Source organism: [Clostridium] colinum (genome assembly GCF_940677205.1).
GTDB classification, from domain to species: domain Bacteria; phylum Bacillota; class Clostridia; order Lachnospirales; family CAG-274; genus Tyzzerella; species Tyzzerella colina.
Map to the genome: position 1 here is coordinate 1,973,503 of NZ_OW712331.1, position 17,529 is coordinate 1,991,031.

Genomic DNA, 17,529 nt, shown 5'->3' on the forward strand with positions numbered 1-17,529 from the left:
ATTTATTCTCCTTTGTTTATATTATTTTTTATATTGTTTTTATAACTTTAGCCGGATTTCCCGCTATTACTACATTGTCTCCAAAACTTTTTGTAACAACTGCCCCTGCCCCTACTACAACATTATTACCTATTGTTACACCTGGGCATATAACAGAGTTTCCCCCAAGCCAACAATTATCTCCAATAGTTATTTTTTTAGCATATTCTATTCCGCTATTTCTCTCAATAGGGTCTATTGGGTGTGTAGCTGTATATATAGCTACATTAGGAGCTATCATACAATTTTTACCTATCCTAACTTCTGCTACATCTAAAATAACACAATTAAAATTAGCATAAAAATTTTCTCCAACATAAATATTTTTACCATAATCACATCTAAAGCTTGGCTCTATGTATATATCATTGCCTGTGCTTCCAAAAAGTTCTTTTAAAATTTTTGTTTTTTTATTATTATCTTCTACATCACATTCGTTAAACTCTTTACACATTTTTCTTGCATAAGTTCTCATTTCTACAAGCTCTTTATCTGTTGGGTCATAAGGCATCTGTGCTAACATTTTTTCTCTTTCAGTCATAAATGTTCTCCTTATAATAGCTTTATTTCTAGGGCAACTACTCCGTATTTTTTTATATCTTCTATTGTATAATATTGTTCCATATCTTTATAATTAGCTATTTCATCTTCTTTATAACCAATAGATATTTTATCAAAATCTTTATATAGTTGTTTGAAATTTTTATATCTATATATATTTTTAACTTTTACATTTAAAATTTGTTTATTATCTATATTAACAAATTGTATATTATCATTTATTAATATTTTTTGCCTTTTTTCATCATACAATCTTAGCTCAATAGTCTTGCTACCTTGTTTTATAAGGTTAAAAGGTTCATTATATAAATTCATAACGTGTGTTTTCATATATATTTCCTAGTCTGTTAATATTTTATACCCTGTTTCAGTAACTAATATAGTATGTTCCCATTGAGCCGATAGTTTATTATCTTTTGTATAAACTGTCCAGTTATCATCACCTATATAACAATCAAATGTTCCTTCGTTAATCATAGGCTCTATTGTAAATACCATATTAGGCACCATTATCATAGTTTTAGCACTTGTTCTATAATGATTAATATTAGGCTCTTCGTGAAATTTTATACCTACACCGTGTCCCGTTAATGCTCTAACCACACCATAACCGTGTTTATCGGCTATATCATTTATAACATTACCTATATCCGATATAGGTCTATAAGGTTTTACTGCCTCTATGCCTGCCATCAAACATTCTTTTGTAACTTCTACAAGTTTTTTAGCATTTTCTGGTACATTTCCTATCATATACATACGGCTCATATCTGAATAATAACCATTTAAAATAGACGTTATATCTAAATTTATTATATCTCCATTTTTTAATATTTCATCTTTAGACGGTATGCCGTGGCATATAACATTATTTATAGATGTACAACAACTTTTAGGAAATCCGTTATAGTTAAGCGGGGCTGGTATTGCTCCTGCATCTATCGTTAGCTTATGTACCATATCATTAATTTCTAGTGTAGATACACCTTCTTTTATTATTTTTTCTACCTCATCTATGATAGATTTAGTAAGTTTTGCCGATTTTTCTATTCCTTCAATCTGTTCTTGTGTTAATATTAGGTTTCTATCTGGCAAAGGATAACCTTCTTTTTGAAAAGGTTGTAACATTTCTTCATCTTTTCTTAAATGGCAAGATTTATATTTTTTACCACTACCACACCAACATTGTTCATTTCGTTCTATATTAAACAAATTTATCCACCTCCTTAGTGTAATATAATATAGCCTCTTTAAACTTATTTTGATTTAACATATCTTTACCCTCTTTAGATAAAGTATAAACCCCTCTTTCTATTCGTTTAAAATATCCATAATGATTTTTTTGTAAAATATAACTTGCATTTTGTATATTAAATTGTTTTTTTATATAAGAAGGGCTAGCTTTTTCTATTTTGTTTAAAACACAAGCTAAAAAGATAGTTTGCTCTCTATAAGCTGTTAATATATTATCTTTTTTGCTACTACCACCTATATTTATATCTAAATTTCGTCTTCCTATTTCATTTAAAATTACTGTTCTTTTTCTTGTTTTTGCTTTTATCTTTTTATCTTGTGGTTCTAATATTATTTCTACTGTTTTTAAAGGACTATCTAATGCAACTGTTATAAGCCCTATATCCATAGTCTTTAATATTTTTAACATATGTTTAGTTTCTTTTTTTCTAAAATTTTTAGGTCTATTAATAGCTACAAAAACTTTGTCTGCAAATACCTTTCTATCCATAGCTTGATACAATAATTTTAAATTAAAGCTTTTTTTCATTTCTATAACAATAAGTTTGTTTTCATATAAACAAGCTATATCACAGTTTTTAACTTCTGCTTGAACAATGTATCCATTTTTTAAAAGATATTCTTTTATAGGTTTATAAAGTTCTGTTTCTTTCATATATTAACGATTTTTAAAGAAATTTTCTATTTCTTCTACTGTTTTTATAATATCTTTAGACAAATTTTCATAACCATTTTTAGTAACAAGTATATCATCTTCTATTCTTATGCCTATACCCTCTTTAGCTATATAAAGTCCTGGTTCTACTGTTATAACCATGCCTTCTTTAAGCTCTGTTACACTGCTATGTGATACATCGTGTGTGTCTAGTCCTAAATAATGGCTTACACCGTGATAATAATAATTAGATATTTCACTTTTATCTTTTATAAGCCCTATTTTTACAAGCTCTTTTTCATAATGTTCTATTAATATTTCATTAAGCCTTTTAAATGGTAAACCTGGTTTTATAGCTTCTATAACTTTTCTTTGACCTTCTAAAACTATATTATATATTTGTTTTTGTCTGTCGCTAAATTTTCCATTAGCCGGAAATGTTCTGGATATATCCGAGCTATAATAACCATAAGTTGCTCCTAAATCTATAAGGATAAGTTCTCCGTCATTTATTTTATCATTATTTTCTCCATAATGTAATATAGTTGCATTGCTACCGCTAGCAAGTATTGTGTTAAATGCTTTATCTTTAGAGTTGTTTCTTTTTATTTCATAATCAAAACAAGCCTCCAGTTCATATTCCATTATGTTAGGAGATGTATTTTTCCATATATTTTCTATTCCTTGTTTTGTTATAGATATTGCTTTTTTTATATTTTCTATTTCTTCTTTTTGCTTAAAAAGCCTAAAATAGCTTATATTGTTATAAATATTTTTTATACTAACATATGGATAGCTTTGTTTTATTATTTCGGCTTGTCTAAATGCCTCTTTATCATTTTCTAAATATCTATTTTCTAAGTCTAAATATACATATTGTATATTATTTTTAAACATAGCATTATAAAATATTTTTTCAAATTCATCTAAATATTTTATATTTTCTATGCTAGATATATTTTTAGATTCTTCTTCATCAATAGTTTTACCTTCCCATTTTGCCTTAAGCTCATCATATCTTTCTATAAATAAAGTTTCTTCTATATTTTTATCATTTTTTATTGCCATATATATAAGATGAGGTTTATCTATGCCTGTCATATAATAAAAATTTCTATTAGGCTCAAATGAGAAAAACTGGTCACAAGTTTTATGTTTTGCCTTACCTGCAAATAAAATTACTATACTGTTTTCTTCTAAAGCGTTTATTATTTTTTTACGATTATTTTTAAAAAAATCTGTCATAACAACACCTCGTTTTATTTTAAAGTTTTATAGCTTTCTTCTTTAAACCCTACTAAAACTGTATCATCATTTACAAATATAGGTCTTTTCACAAGCTTTCCATCTGTTGATAAAAGCTCTAACATTTCATCTTCTGTCATATTTTTAATTTTATCTTTAAGTCCCATTTCTCTATATAAAACACCACTTGTATTAAAAAACTTTTTAAGCTCAAGTCCACTTTTTTTATACCACTTTGTTAACTCTTCTTTTGTTGGGTTATTTATTGTTATATCTCTATCTATAAAATCTATATTATTATCTTGTAAATATTTTTTAGCTTTTTTACAAGTAGTACATTTAGGGTATTGTAAAAATAAATTGTTCACTTCTATTACCTCCTTTTTATAATATTATATAATTAAAAATTAATTTTATCAATTACATAACTTAAAAATTTTTAACATTATTTAAAAATAGCCCTTCTTTTTTTACTAGTTGGTTTAATAAATCAAAATCTATATAAAACAAATTTTCAATAGAATTTTTATCTTCATCACATAAATTATTGATAATATTATAAAATTCATTTTCTTTAATATCAAATTCTTTCCTTAAAATCTTGATATCTTCATCTTCAAAACCAATATTAATATACATACTTATTTCACTCGTTTTTCTATTTTTATTTATATAATCATTAACAACAACTAACTTATAAAAATATTTAATAATTAAATTACACTACAAATTTAACATTTAAGATATTATTAGTTAAGTTATTTTATATACAATCAATTTTTTGAATACTTCCGTATTCAAAAACAGGTATTCCTAAAATTTATCAAAATTAAGTCATACCTTAATTGTAATAATAAAAAGGCTAAAGATAAAATCTTTAGCCTTTTTTATATCACATAGCATATAACAGCATTAAGCTGGGTTAGGTGCATCTACTGGGCAAACACTTGAACAAGTGCCACAGTCTATACAAATGTCTGGATCGATTACGTATTTAGTATCTCCTTCAGAAATTGCGTTAACTGGACATTCTGCTGCACAAGCACCACAGCTGATACAATCATCATTAATAAAATATGCCATAATAAACCCTCCTAAATATATTTTTTAAAACCTATTTGCATATACTACTCGTATTAGCAAAATTATAAATTAAAGCAAAAAAATGTAAAAATAAATTTTACATTACCATTTTATAATAAATATTATATTTTATCAAGTATATTTTTAATTATAAACCACATTATTTTTTATAAGTACTTAATTTTCATTATAGTATAAATCCACATTATAAAATATAAAAAACTTGAAATATTAAGTATTTTTATTACTTAAAATATAAAATTTAATATTTATTAAAGTATTATATAAGTTTTTTTAATAAGTTATATTAATAATACTTATATTTATTAATTTATACCAAAATAATATTTTTATTAACTCCTATTTTTACCAACATATAATTGATATATAAATTTATATGCTATATAATAAATTTACAAAAACTTTTAAGGAGGTAAATTATGATAGATAAAAACCTTGCAAATGAAATTTTGACAGAAGCTACATCAAAAGGAGCAGATTTTGCTGAAATTTTTATAGAAAATAATGACAAATCATCTATTTCTCTTGTTAACGGCAAAGTTAATAGCTCTTTATCTGGTTTAGAATTTGGCTTAGGCATTAGATTATTTTATAATGGTAAAACTATTTATGCCTACACTAATGATTTAAGCCGTGAAAGCCTATTAAAAATGGCTTCTGAAGTAGCAAAATCTACAAAATCAAATAGAAAAATAAATATATTAAATTTTGATAAAACAGACTATAAGGAAATAGGTATACATAAAGCCAAAATATTACCTACTTCCATTAAAAAAACTAAAATAGTTGATATGTTAAAAGAAGCTAGCGACACAGCTTTTTGCTATGACAATCTAATAACAGAAACTATTTCATCTTATATGCACTCTATACAAGATGTATGTATTATAAATACAAAAGGTCTCTTTACTGAAGATAGAAGAGTAAGAACAAGATTTTCTATTGATGCTATTGCATCTAACGAAACTGAAAAACAAACTGGTAGTATGCGTCCTGGAGCTTTAATGGGCTTTGAATTTTATGACACTATAAATTTAAATGATTTAGCTAAAGAAGCTAGCCGTTCTGCCGTTACTATGTTAAAAGCAAAACCTTGCCCTAGTGGTAAAATGCCTGTTGTTATAGATAATGGGTTTGGTGGAGTTATATTTCACGAAGCTTGTGGCCACGGCTTAGAGGCTATAAAAATAGCTCGTGGAGATAGTGTATTTGCAGGAAAAATAGGACAAAAAGTAGCAAGTGATAAAGTAACTGCAATAGATGATGGAACTATCCCTAACAAATGGGGCTCTATCAATATAGATGATGAGGGAACAAAAACTCAAAAAACTGTTTTAATAGAAAATGGTATTTTAAAAAATTATCTTGTTGATAATTTTTACGGAGAAAAAATTGGTATGAAATCTACTGGTTCTTGTAGGAGAGAATCTTATAAATATGCTCCTGTACCTAGAATGAGAAATACTTTTATTGCAAACGGTGATGACAAAAAAGAAGATATTATAAAAAATACCAAAAAAGGTATATATGCAAAATATATGGGTGGTGGCTCTGTAAATCCTGCAACTGGCGAATTTAATTTTAACGTTCAAGAGGCTTATCTTATAGAAAACGGTAAAATAACTACACCAGTAAGAGGAGCAACCTTAATAGGTAAAGGAGAAGAAGTTTTAAAAGATATAGATATGGTATCTAATACTTTAAGCCACGCCGAAGGTATCTGTGGTGCATCTAGTGGGTCTGTACCTACTTGTGTTGGTCAGCCTATGATTAGAGTATCTAAAATAACTGTTGGTGGAAGGAGCTAAAAGTATGGATATAAAAATTTTTAAAGAAAAATTATTTAAAAAAGCTTTAGAAAATGGATTTACAGATTGTGAAATATATTATTATTCTGGCAAAAGCCAAAAAATAAGTATTTTAAATGGTGAAATAGAAAAATTTGATAATGCAACAAGTGGTGGTCTATCATTTAGAGGCTTTTATAATAATAAAGTTGGTTATTCTTATACAGAACAATTATCAGAAAGTATTATAGACAAACTTATTCAATACGCCAAAGAAAATTCTGAAATAATAAATGATGAGGAAAAAGAAGAAATATATATAGGAGATAAACAATATACCCCTGTAAAAACTTTTTATGAAGAAATAGAAAATATAGATTTAGATACATTAATAGAAAAAGCTTTAGCAATAGAAAAAGCTACTTTAAACTATGATAATAGAATAATTAGTTGTAACCATTGCATAGTTGGTAAATCTTTTAGCCACGTTTATATATCTAATACAAAAGGTCTTGAGCTTAATAAAAAAGAAAACTATATTATGGCTTATGCAGGAGCTTTAGCAAAAGAAAATAATATTATAAAATCTGGTATCGATATAATATGTGCTTTTAACATAAATGATATAAACCCTACTTTAATTGGAGAAAATGCCGCAAAAAAAGCTATCTCTTATCTAGATGCAACTTCATTACCATCTAAAAACTATAATATAATTTTTGAAAATGAATGTTTTAGTGATTTATTGTCTTGCTTTTTAGGTAACTTTTATGCCGAAAATGTTCAAAAAGGCTTTTCTCTATTAAAAAATAAATTAAATCAAAAAATTGCAAATGATAAAATAACTATTTTAGACGAACCTTTAATGGAAAATGGATATAGTTCTAGTAGCTTTGATTCTGAAGGTGTTGCTTGTTATAATAAAACTATTGTAGAAAATGGCGTATTAAAAACTTACCTATATAATTTAAAAACAGCTAAAAAAGATGGTGTAAAATCTACTGGTAATGGCTTTAAAAATGGTTATAAAGGTAAAGTTTCTATATCTACTACAAACTTTTATATAAAAAATGGTGATAAACCTTTAGATACCTTACTAGAAGACTTAAAAGATGGTATATATATTACAGAAATATCTGGCTTACATGCTGGGGTTAATAGTATATCTGGTGATTTTTCTATTTTATCTAATGGATATTTAATAGAAAATGGTAAAAAAGTAAAATCTGTAGAACAAATAACAGTAGCTGGTAACTTTTATGATATGCTTCTTAACATAAAAGACATAGCTAACGATTTAAAATTTACTTTAAATGGGGTAGGCTCTCCTAGCATATTTGTAGGCACACTTAGTGTATCTGGAGAATAATTCTTTTAATTATATTAAAATTTTATAGTATAAAACTAAAAAGATAAGATAGTGCAATGGCACTATCTTATCTTTTTAGTTAATAAATTTATATATCCCATAATCAACTTATATAAAATTTCTTTCTCATTTTTAGTAAAGATAGGTATATATTCTTTACTAGACTTATTAATTGATGGTAAATTTTCTCCATAAAATAATTTATCATATATTTTATCATACACTTTATCTTCATTAATTGAAATATTAAGATTTTTTAAAATATCAATCATAATATTCCAAAAATCTAATATATTTGTTGTGTTAATTATACCATTTTCTAACTCTAATTTTATTAAATCTATATCATAAAAAACAATATCTACATTATCTATATCGTTTGTAGTATGATTTTTAATAAATATTTTTATACTATCTAAGGAATCAAAAAATTTTATATTACTTTTGTAAATAACTATTTTTTCTACATCATCTTTATCTCTATACCATATAAAATATTTTTATTTATTATTTATTTTAAATTTTATGATATTTAAATCATTTAATTTCATAAATTTTCAACTCACTTAATTTTATAAATTTAGTTCTTGTATGTTAATAAATTATATATATAGATAAACTTTTTAATTTATATCATATATATTAATATTTAAATATTTATTTTTTATTATAGTTTATAATATATTTTATATTATATCATATTTATTATAAAACTTTTATATATAATATGTATTTGACACTTAAAAAAAATTATTTTAAAATTATTAAAAAAATGTATTGACTTTTAAAAATAATCTGTTATAATTAATAATAGTTATTAGTTAATAACATTTGTTTTTAGTTTGTATATTAGAATTATGATTTAATTATTATTTAAGGAGGATTTTATTATGAAAAAATTTGTTTGTACTATTTGCGGTTATGTTCACGAAGGTAACGAGGCTCCAGAAATGTGCCCTACTTGTAAAGCACCTGCTTCTAAATTTAAAGAGCAAGCTGCTGGCGAATTATCTTGGGCTTGTGAACACGTTGTTGGTGTAGCTCAAGGTTGTCCAGAAGAAATTATGGAAGGCCTTAAAATGAACTTTGAAGGCGAATGTTGTGAAGTTGGTATGTATCTTGCTATGTCAAGAGTTGCTCATAGAGAAGGTTATCCAGAAATCGGTATGTACTATCAACAAGCTGCATTTGAAGAAGCTGAACATGCTGCTAAATTTGCAGAATTAATTGGTGAAGTTGTAACAGATTCTACTAAGAAAAACTTAGAACTTCGTGTTGCTGCTGAAAATGGTGCTACTGCTGGTAAATTTGAACTTGCTAAAAAAGCTAAAGAATTTAATCTTGATGCTATCCATGATACAGTACACGAAATGGCTAAAGATGAAGCTAGACACGGTAGAGCTTTTGAAGGTTTATTAAACAGATATTTCAATAAGTAATTAAAGATTATAACAAAAATCCTACTTAATTTTCATTAAGTAGGATTTTTTATTTTTTCAACTTTATAATACCGTTATAGCCAATTTTAAAACACTTGACTAATATCACCAGTATTTTTAATAAGGGCTAAAAAGCCCTTATTAAATCACAAATTTATACACAACATTATAATATATATTTATACTTAAAATATATTAATTGTTAAAATAATAACATTTTAAAATTTAAATATATTAAAATTATTAGCCTGTTTTAAGCTCAAGTCTTAATCTATCGGCTATAAGTGCTATAAACTCACTATTTGTAGGTTTCCCTTTATGGTTATTTATTGTATATCCAAAAAGACTATCTATAGCATCTATTCTACCTCTGCTCCAAGCTACTTCTATAGCGTGTCTTATTGCTCTTTCTACTCTACTAGGAGTAGTGTTACATTTTTTAGCTATAGATGGATATAATTCTTTTGTTATATAATTTAAAACATCTATATCACCTATTGCCATTATAATTGCTTCTCTCATATAATGATAACCTCTAATATGAGCTGGCACTCCTATTTCGTGTAAAATATTTGTAACTCTAGTTTCTAAATCTAAACTATTACAATTTATACCTATTTTATTCTCTTTTTTGCTATAGTTAGTATTTTCTTTTACTTCTTTTATCCTAGATACTAATAATTCCATATCAAAAGGCTTTGCTATATAATGTTTTGCTCCAAGAAAAAATGCTCTTTGAGTAACTCTTTCTTGTGTTACTGCTGTCAACATAATACACATAGTCTTTAAATCTTTTATATTTTGTAACTTTTCTAAAACACCAATTCCATCAAGATGAGGCATAACTTCATCTAATAAAACTACATCTGGTTTTAATTCTAATATTTTATTATATGCTTGTAAACCATCAAAGGCAACATCTATAACTTCTATATCTGGTTGTTTGTCTAAATAATTTTTTAAAATATCACAAAAATCTTTATTATCATCGGCTATTAAAACGGTTATTTTATCGTGGTTCAAAGCAACTTCCTCCTATACTTTAATATATTTAATTGTTAAGATTAGAAACTTTTGATAAATATGCATTAGTATATTTTTCATTTTTAGTAATGTCTTCTCCAAACCAATCTGGCGGAATAAAATTATTTGCCTCATCAATGCTATCAAATTCTACCTCAACATTTTTAAATCCTTTTAAATTCCCATCATAAATATCTAATTCTGCTTTTAAATTATTATCTATTGGTATAATATATCTAGTTTTTATAATAGGTTGTCCTTGTATTTTTTGCCAAAGATTTTCAAACTCTTCTTTGGTTATTTCTTGTTCTATTTCTTCTCTTTGTATATCACCCTTTCCTTTAAAAGTGAATATATATTTTTCATTTTTTTGTCTTATCCTTAAAACTGGATTTGTACATATATATCCTTGTTTTATATAATATGTTTCACAGTTTTCTAAATTAGGCATATATTTTAACAAAAATTTTCTTTCTATCTCTATATTTTTCATAATATTACACCTCTTTTTATTTTTAATTATAATTTATACTAATATATTTTTCAATTTTTAACATAAAATATATTTTATAAAATTTTTTCTATAATTTTTATAGTTTTTTATACTATTTTTTATATATACTAATATTATATTAATTTTAAAATATTAGTGAGGTTTTTATGAAAATTATATCAAAAAAAGAACTTTTATATAATTTATGTATATTAAAATATATGCTTTTAAATTTTGATAATCAAAAAATTAAAAATATATATTTTATTAATATTAATGCTTTTTGTGATTATTTAGATAGTAAAAATAAGTATAAATATAAGTCTATAAATTTTATAAAATCAATAGAAAAATATATACCTATAAATATTTATGACAATATAGAGTTTTATAGCTTATTAGAAAGTGGTTTAAATAGCTTTAACTTAAATAGTATAAAGTATATAAAGCAAACTTTATATAAAAAATGTATATTGTCATTTTTAGATTTACTTTCAACAAGTAAAACACAAAAAGAATTTTTTATAACATTTAATAATTGCAATAATATTAGAAATTATTATGAAAAGCAATTTTAATTATTTGACATTTTAAAAGTAAGTCTAGTTGTACATCCAAAGTCTTGATTATTAAATATTTCAAAATTTCCATCAATACTTTTCATAGCATTCATGCAGATAGGTATTCCTAAACCACTTCCACCTTTTTTGCTTGTAAAAAATGGTTCGTATATTTTTTCTAAAATACTACTTTCTATACCCTTACCATTATCTATAATATCTACTATAATTTTATTATCTTCAGTATAAATATTTGTTTGTATAAACCCTTCTTTATCTGAAATAGATTCAATACAATTTTTATAAACATTTGATAATATCATAGAAATTTTAGAATAATCTGATATAACATTCATATTTTCTATATTCTCAAAACAATTTATAGAAAACTTTATATGATTATAAATATTAAATTTTTCTATATATTCCTCTATTAGATAAATTATATTTACCTTCTCTTCTTTTTTATCATAGTATTGACTACAATATAACATAAAATCTGATACTATTTCAGATATTTTATTAAGTTCATTTTTTATAACGTTAACATTCTTTTTATAATTATCTAATGCACTTTCAAGCTCTAATAATTCTATATTAGCTTTTATAAGTGATACTGGATTTTTAACCTCGTGAGCTAAAGCTATTGTTATATCTTTTGTTAAATTACTTTCATAAAAATACAAAACCTAATCCTCCATAATTCCCAGTTTCCCTATTATCTACCTTATAATTTTATGGTAACAATAGAATCATACCAACATAAATCTTATCTGGATTATCAATTTGATTTATGTCCATTATTTCTTCTATTTTCCCCCTATTACCATAAAACTTTTTACTTATTAATTCTAAACTATCACCTTCTTTTACCTCATATTTTTTAAGGTTTTCTCTGTTAATAACTGGCTTAGTAGTAGTTTCTGTTGTTGTATCCGTAATAATGTTAGTTGTAGAAACCCTTGTAGTCTCAGTTGTAGACAGGGTAGTTTGTTGTGTAGTATGTGAAATAGTTGTTGTGTTTGGCATATAAGTTGTTTGTTCTGTCTGTTGTGTTGTTTGCTCTGTTATTTGCTCTTTATAGTTTGCATTATTTTGAGCAAATACACTTTGAACATTGTCATCTTTTATTTGGCTTAATATATATCTGTAACTTTCATCTAATTTAGCAAGCCTTTTTTCTAGCTCAGATATTTTATCATCACTTTGTATAAGCCCAGCCCCCATTATAAAACAAATAAGAAATAAAACAGCACTTAAAGATCCAAAAATATTAGACATTTTTTTATATTCTTTTATAGTACTTAACTCTTTACTTCTATTTCTTTCTCTACTAAGGCTAATTAACTTTTCATCTTTAGCCTTGAATTTTTCTTCATATAATTTAGTATTATTAGGTTTATTATTTAACATATACTCACTCATTGCTTCATTTTTTTCATAGTATATTATAAATCCATTAATACTTTCAAAATTGTTGTCAAAAAATTTATAAAAACCTCCAATATTTTCCAGTGGATCACTTAAAAAAAATACTTGATTTTTTTCTTTAAAAGTCTCTTTATGATAATTTATATACCCTTCATTTATATAATCTGAAAACCCCGGTTGAGAATAAAACCACCCCACAATTTTACTATTAGTAAAATATTTATTTATCTGCTCTTCAATATATTCAAAAGATTGCTTGCTTAATTTTACCATACCATCTTCATTTATTGTATGTTTTCCTTTTATAGCCCCATTTATAAAAAGAACATCGTTATTATCAATAGTATATGTATCACCTACTAAAATAGCAATTCTCTCTTCTCCTTTTGAACATTTTGAATACTGTTGCAAATAGGTAAAAACATAATCTTCCATATATATTTTAAGACTATCATCAATATTACCCATTTGTTTTATGTTTTTAGGTAAACTAATAGTATTATCTTCTTTATTCATAAATAACTCTCCTTAGACATATAATTATAAGTTTTGTTGATTTATGAAAATATTACCACATACTATTTACATTTTATGGAAAAAATTGTCAACAGTCAAGATTTTTTTATCCCTATTTATAATTATTTTTTTACAACTTTTAATAGTGATTTACATTTTTTATTGTTTTTTATAATTTAATGACATTTTTTCTAAATTATTTTAATCCTTAAATTAATTATTTTAGTGTATATTTTATTATTTTTTTGAAAAAATATATACTATTATCATCAAAATATTAAAAATTTACACAAAATTTTAAGGAGATATAAAAATTGAATAATATTTTGCACAATAATAATAAAAATTTATCTTGTTATGTAAATTCTAAATCTGAATTTGCATTATTAGAATTTAAACATTATTTTTTTAATATATTAAAAAATTACAAAAATAATCTAAAAACTATAATATTTTTATGTATAGGATCTGATAGAACAACTGGAGATAGCTTAGGGCCTTTGGTTGGATACAAACTTTCAAAGCTTCCATTAAAAAATAATATATTTATATACGGAACACTAGATAGCCCTGTTCATGCTAAAAATTTAAAAGAAACTATAAAAAATATTTATTCAACTCATAAAAATCCTATTTTAATAGCCATAGATGCTTCTTTAGGTGATAAAGAATATATTAACTATATAAGCTTAGGCGAAGGTAGTATAAAACCTGGAGCCGGTATAAATAAAAACTTGCCTTCTGTTGGCGATATTTATATAAAAGGTATAGTAAATAAAACTGGTATGCTAGATTTTTCTGTTTTGCAAAATACAAGGCTTTCTGGTGTTATGAATATGGCAGATATTATATCTTCTGGAATATGGCACTGCATAAGTATGATATAAATCAATAATAAAAAGCTAGAGAAAAATTTCTCTAGCTTTTTATTATTGTATAGGTAAATACGCTATCTTCCAAATTTCATTACTATCTTTTACGACATCAATAGCCATAAGATGGTCAGCATTAAGTTCATATTCTATATAGCCTTTTTGTTCATTTTCTTTTATAAACTTACCACTTGATACAGACTTCATATTATCTACATATTGTTGTTTAGTATTTTCATCTAAATTTTGCATTATTTTTATAAATTCATCTTTTTTTGGAACATTACTATCTTGGTTATAAAAACTATAAGCTAAATCATAGTCTTTTTCCATAATAGCTTGAGCATAAAACTTAGATATTGTTATAGGTTCTAAATTAACTAAAGATTTTTGTTCTTTAGCTTGTTTATATAATTCATATGTTTTTTGCTCTTCAGGTGATAAATATCCTGTTACAGTTTTTATATTATTCTCTTTTACTGGTTGATTATCTATTTTAATTGCAAAACAATATCTATAAAATTTATCTTCTTTTCCTTTAGAAGTAATTTCATATATAACGCCTTCTATCTCGTTATTGTTTTTATCATACGTATGTTTAAAATCTGCAAATCCATTTTCATTTATTTGTAATGGTTGTAAATTTTCTATATCAGTTTCTCCATTTTTATTTATAAAAATTTTTGAAAATTCTACTTTTTTATCTTTTGGCAAATTATTGTTAAAGTCTAATCTTATTTCTTCATCATAAGGTATTGTAATAATACTTCCTTCTTCTATCCTAGATATAAAATCATATGGCATTTCCATATAAGATATATCATTTTCAAAATTATCGTCTTCACTTACAAATAATTTATATTCTATAGTATTATTTTTTGTAAATATATTTATATCTAAATTTTCTTCTTCTTGCTCTATTTGTTCTATTTCTTGTGTTTCTTCCATTTGAGTTGTATTATCAACATTTTTTTTACCACAACCAACAAAAGTTAAACATAAAATAGCACTAATTATTATTAATCTAATTTTCATAAAATCACCCTTTTTATAATATAATTATTTTTTTATTTTAAATAATAAAATCTTTAAGTCTATTTTCTATTTCTTCATCCGCATATATTTCAAAAAACATACCATTATCTCTGTTTTCATTTTGTACAATTTCACATCTACCGTGAATTATACTAACATATTGAGATTTTTCATATGGTATTAACACACTTATAGATTTTTTAAAGCTTTTAATAACTTCTTCTATGGTATCCAAAAGAATGTCTATACCTTTATTCTCTTTAGCCGATATTTCTAATATATGCATAGCAAAATCATCTTTAGGTAAAGGTCTTATAACACTCTCTTTATCTATCTTATTATAAGCCGTAATTATTGGCTTGTTTAAACAGCCTAAATCTTTTAATGTTTTATAAACTATATTCATTTGTTGTTCTAAAGCCTTATTAGAGCTATCTACAACATGTACTAAAATATCTGCATATTTTGTTTCTTCTAATGTCGCTCTAAATGCTTTAATAAGGTTATGAGGAAGTTTTTGTATAAACCCTACTGTGTCTGTAAAAAGATATTCTCTGCCAGAATTAAGCTCTATTTTCCTTGTTGTTGTATCAAGTGTTGCAAAAAGCTTGTCCATAGCTAATACATTAGATTTTGTAACAGTATTCATAAGGGTAGATTTACCAGCGTTTGTATATCCAACAAATGCAACTATTGGTTGGTTATTTTTAAGCCTTTTTTCCCTCATAACCTGTCTGTGTTTTTCTATACATTTAAGTTCTTTATTAAGCTCTGCTATTCTATCAGATATATTTCTTCTATCTATCTCTAGTTTTTTTTCACCTGGACCTCTAGTACCTATACCACCGCCTAATCGGCTCATATTTTTACCTTGTCCTACAAGATGAGTTAGTTTATATCTAAGTTGAGCTAATTCTACTTGCACTTTGCCTTCTGCCGAATTAGCTCTTTTAGCAAATATATCTAATATAACTAAAGTTCTATTCATTATTTTAACATTTAGCATATTATACATATTTTTCATTTGGCTAGCTGTAAGTTCATCATCACATACAATACCAGTTGCTCCAAGCTCTTCTACGTATAATTTTAGCTCTTCTATTTTTCCTTTACCAAAATAATGAGCTTTGTGTATGCCTTCTCTTTTTTGTATCATTCGTCCTATAACAGTAGCACCTGCCGTTTGTACAAGCTCTTCTAGTTCATCTAAGCTATCATCTATGCTCATTAAGTCTTTTTCATTATCTATGCCTATTAATACTACTTTTTCTTCTATATCTTTTGTTTCATACGTTTTTGTTTGGTTTTTGTCCATCATAAGTCCACCTTCTAACTATACTAAAACTAATATTTATCATTATACCACATATAATATTGTTTTACTACATATATTTAAATATACAAATAAATAGTTTTATAATTAACTAAGGCTGTAGACAAAGTCTACAGCCTTTTAATATGTACATAATATATATTTAATTATTGTGCAACTGCACTTTCTTGCATACTTTCTTCTTCTAAAAGAGCTTGTTCATATTTAGATAAGATTGCATTTTGTACCATATCTCTAGTGTTAGAATTTATAGGATGTGCTATATCTTTAAAATCTCCACTATTACTTCTTCTACTTGGCATAGCTATAAATAATCCATTTTCACCCTCTATTACTTTAATATCATGTATAACAAATGCGTCATCGATAGTAATAGATACTATAGCTTTCATTTTTCCTTCTTGGTTAACTTTTCTAATTCTTACGTCTGTAATGTTCATAGACAAATCTCCTCCTATAAAGTAGAATTAAAATGTATACTAAAGGCAAAAGGCCTAAAGTGCTTAGGAAAATGGTTCTACTTTATCCTATTTCTAATACTTTTATTTTGGTACTAACAAAAAATAAGTAAAACCTTTATTTTATATTTACATTATATAACTATTTTATATAAAAATCAATGTTTCTTTTTATTTTTTTTATATTTTTTTTATATTTATATGTTAAATATCATTTATTTTGTTAAAAATATACAAATTTTATTTATAAATGAAAATAATTTTTATATTATATACTTTCAATATAATTTATATATAAATTTCTAATTTTGGTAATAATATTAAAAATTAAATGACATAGTTGATAAAATATACT

Annotated in this window: 21 protein-coding genes; 5 read left to right on the forward strand and 16 right to left on the reverse strand. The window is 24.8% G+C overall.

Translation table 11 applies throughout. The features are described 5' to 3' along the window. Positions 1-28: 28 nt before the first annotated feature. The 8 genes from NBW53_RS09720 to NBW53_RS09755 all read right to left on the reverse strand — a co-directional run bounded on the left by NBW53_RS09720 (position 29) and on the right by NBW53_RS09755 (position 4,837). Positions 29-580, reverse strand: coding sequence for a sugar O-acetyltransferase (locus NBW53_RS09720; protein WP_250278038.1), 552 nt, complete (start codon positions 578-580; stop codon positions 29-31). 11 nt (positions 581-591) lie between these two features. Continuing rightward, positions 592-930: an ASCH domain-containing protein gene (locus NBW53_RS09725; protein WP_250278039.1), complete on the reverse strand. Its 339-nt coding sequence runs from the start codon at positions 928-930 to the stop codon at positions 592-594. A 9-nt stretch (positions 931-939) separates the two neighbouring features. Then, entirely contained in the window at positions 940-1,803 is an 864-nt protein-coding gene (locus NBW53_RS09730) for a methionyl aminopeptidase (protein WP_334302902.1), read from the reverse strand. A gap of 1 nt (position 1,804) precedes the next feature. Then, complete coding sequence (locus tag NBW53_RS09735) at positions 1,805-2,509, reverse strand: DUF2161 family putative PD-(D/E)XK-type phosphodiesterase (RefSeq protein ID WP_250278041.1); 705 nt, start codon at positions 2,507-2,509, stop codon at positions 1,805-1,807. A 3-nt stretch (positions 2,510-2,512) separates the two neighbouring features. Further along, positions 2,513-3,754, reverse strand: a complete 1,242-nt coding sequence (locus tag NBW53_RS09740) for an aminopeptidase P family protein (protein WP_250278042.1) — start codon at positions 3,752-3,754, stop codon at positions 2,513-2,515. Positions 3,755-3,768: 14 nt separating this feature from the next. Beyond that, the gene (locus NBW53_RS09745) at positions 3,769-4,122 is read right to left on the reverse strand and encodes a Spx/MgsR family RNA polymerase-binding regulatory protein (RefSeq protein WP_250278043.1); all 354 of its coding nucleotides are present in this window, start codon (positions 4,120-4,122) and stop codon (positions 3,769-3,771) included. 61 nt (positions 4,123-4,183) lie between these two features. After that, positions 4,184-4,393 (reverse strand): hypothetical protein, encoded by a 210-nt coding sequence (locus NBW53_RS09750; RefSeq protein ID WP_250278044.1) that lies wholly within the window; start codon positions 4,391-4,393, stop codon positions 4,184-4,186. A gap of 273 nt (positions 4,394-4,666) precedes the next feature. Beyond that, entirely contained in the window at positions 4,667-4,837 is a 171-nt protein-coding gene (locus NBW53_RS09755) for a DUF362 domain-containing protein (RefSeq protein ID WP_250278045.1), read from the reverse strand. Between the two features lie 440 nt (positions 4,838-5,277). Between NBW53_RS09755 and NBW53_RS09760 the strand changes: the two genes are divergently transcribed. Then, positions 5,278-6,666: a TldD/PmbA family protein gene (locus NBW53_RS09760; RefSeq protein WP_250278046.1), complete on the forward strand. Its 1,389-nt coding sequence runs from the start codon at positions 5,278-5,280 to the stop codon at positions 6,664-6,666. A 4-nt stretch (positions 6,667-6,670) separates the two neighbouring features. Continuing rightward, the gene (locus tag NBW53_RS09765; protein ID WP_250278047.1) at positions 6,671-8,014 is read left to right on the forward strand and encodes a TldD/PmbA family protein; all 1,344 of its coding nucleotides are present in this window, start codon (positions 6,671-6,673) and stop codon (positions 8,012-8,014) included. 62 nt (positions 8,015-8,076) lie between these two features. On the opposite strand, the gene NBW53_RS09770 is transcribed toward NBW53_RS09765, so the two are convergent. Further along, a complete protein-coding gene (locus tag NBW53_RS09770; protein WP_250278048.1) occupies positions 8,077-8,286 on the reverse strand; it encodes a hypothetical protein in 210 nt (69 codons plus the stop codon). A gap of 618 nt (positions 8,287-8,904) precedes the next feature. Between NBW53_RS09770 and NBW53_RS09775 the strand changes: the two genes are divergently transcribed. Continuing rightward, positions 8,905-9,453, forward strand: a complete 549-nt coding sequence (locus tag NBW53_RS09775) for an NADH peroxidase (protein ID WP_250278049.1) — start codon at positions 8,905-8,907, stop codon at positions 9,451-9,453. Positions 9,454-9,696: 243 nt separating this feature from the next. On the opposite strand, the gene spo0A is transcribed toward NBW53_RS09775, so the two are convergent. Further along, the gene (gene spo0A, locus NBW53_RS09780; protein WP_250278050.1) at positions 9,697-10,476 is read right to left on the reverse strand and encodes a sporulation transcription factor Spo0A; all 780 of its coding nucleotides are present in this window, start codon (positions 10,474-10,476) and stop codon (positions 9,697-9,699) included. A 28-nt stretch (positions 10,477-10,504) separates the two neighbouring features. Further along, positions 10,505-10,969 carry a CYTH domain-containing protein gene (locus NBW53_RS09785; RefSeq protein WP_250278051.1) on the reverse strand — a complete coding sequence of 155 codons (465 nt, stop codon included), beginning with the start codon at positions 10,967-10,969 and terminating at the stop codon, positions 10,505-10,507. Positions 10,970-11,136: 167 nt separating this feature from the next. On the opposite strand from NBW53_RS09785, the gene NBW53_RS09790 reads away from it, so the two are divergent. After that, positions 11,137-11,547, forward strand: a complete 411-nt coding sequence (locus NBW53_RS09790; RefSeq protein WP_250278052.1) for a hypothetical protein — start codon at positions 11,137-11,139, stop codon at positions 11,545-11,547. Here the strand turns inward: NBW53_RS09790 and NBW53_RS09795 are convergent. Together NBW53_RS09795 and NBW53_RS09800 are read right to left on the reverse strand one after the other, a co-directional pair. After that, positions 11,544-12,215: an ATP-binding protein gene (locus NBW53_RS09795; RefSeq protein ID WP_250278053.1), complete on the reverse strand. Its 672-nt coding sequence runs from the start codon at positions 12,213-12,215 to the stop codon at positions 11,544-11,546. The genes NBW53_RS09790 and NBW53_RS09795 overlap by 4 nt on opposite strands. A 49-nt stretch (positions 12,216-12,264) precedes the next feature. Then, the gene (locus NBW53_RS09800) at positions 12,265-13,476 is read right to left on the reverse strand and encodes a LysM peptidoglycan-binding domain-containing protein (RefSeq protein WP_250278054.1); all 1,212 of its coding nucleotides are present in this window, start codon (positions 13,474-13,476) and stop codon (positions 12,265-12,267) included. Positions 13,477-13,790: 314 nt separating this feature from the next. Here NBW53_RS09800 and yyaC point away from each other — a divergent pair, with 314 nt between their 5' ends. Continuing rightward, a complete protein-coding gene (gene yyaC / locus NBW53_RS09805) occupies positions 13,791-14,363 on the forward strand; it encodes a spore protease YyaC (protein WP_250278055.1) in 573 nt (190 codons plus the stop codon). Positions 14,364-14,405: 42 nt separating this feature from the next. On the opposite strand, the gene NBW53_RS09810 is transcribed toward yyaC, so the two are convergent. The 3 genes from NBW53_RS09810 to spoVG form a co-directional block, all read right to left on the reverse strand. Next, a complete protein-coding gene (locus NBW53_RS09810; RefSeq protein WP_250278056.1) occupies positions 14,406-15,383 on the reverse strand; it encodes a hypothetical protein in 978 nt (325 codons plus the stop codon). Between the two features lie 37 nt (positions 15,384-15,420). Further along, entirely contained in the window at positions 15,421-16,701 is a 1,281-nt protein-coding gene (gene hflX, locus NBW53_RS09815; RefSeq protein ID WP_330651613.1) for a GTPase HflX, read from the reverse strand. A 161-nt stretch (positions 16,702-16,862) separates the two neighbouring features. Then, positions 16,863-17,156, reverse strand: a complete 294-nt coding sequence (spoVG, locus tag NBW53_RS09820; protein WP_250278057.1) for a septation regulator SpoVG — start codon at positions 17,154-17,156, stop codon at positions 16,863-16,865. Between the last annotated feature and the right edge of the window lie 373 nt (positions 17,157-17,529).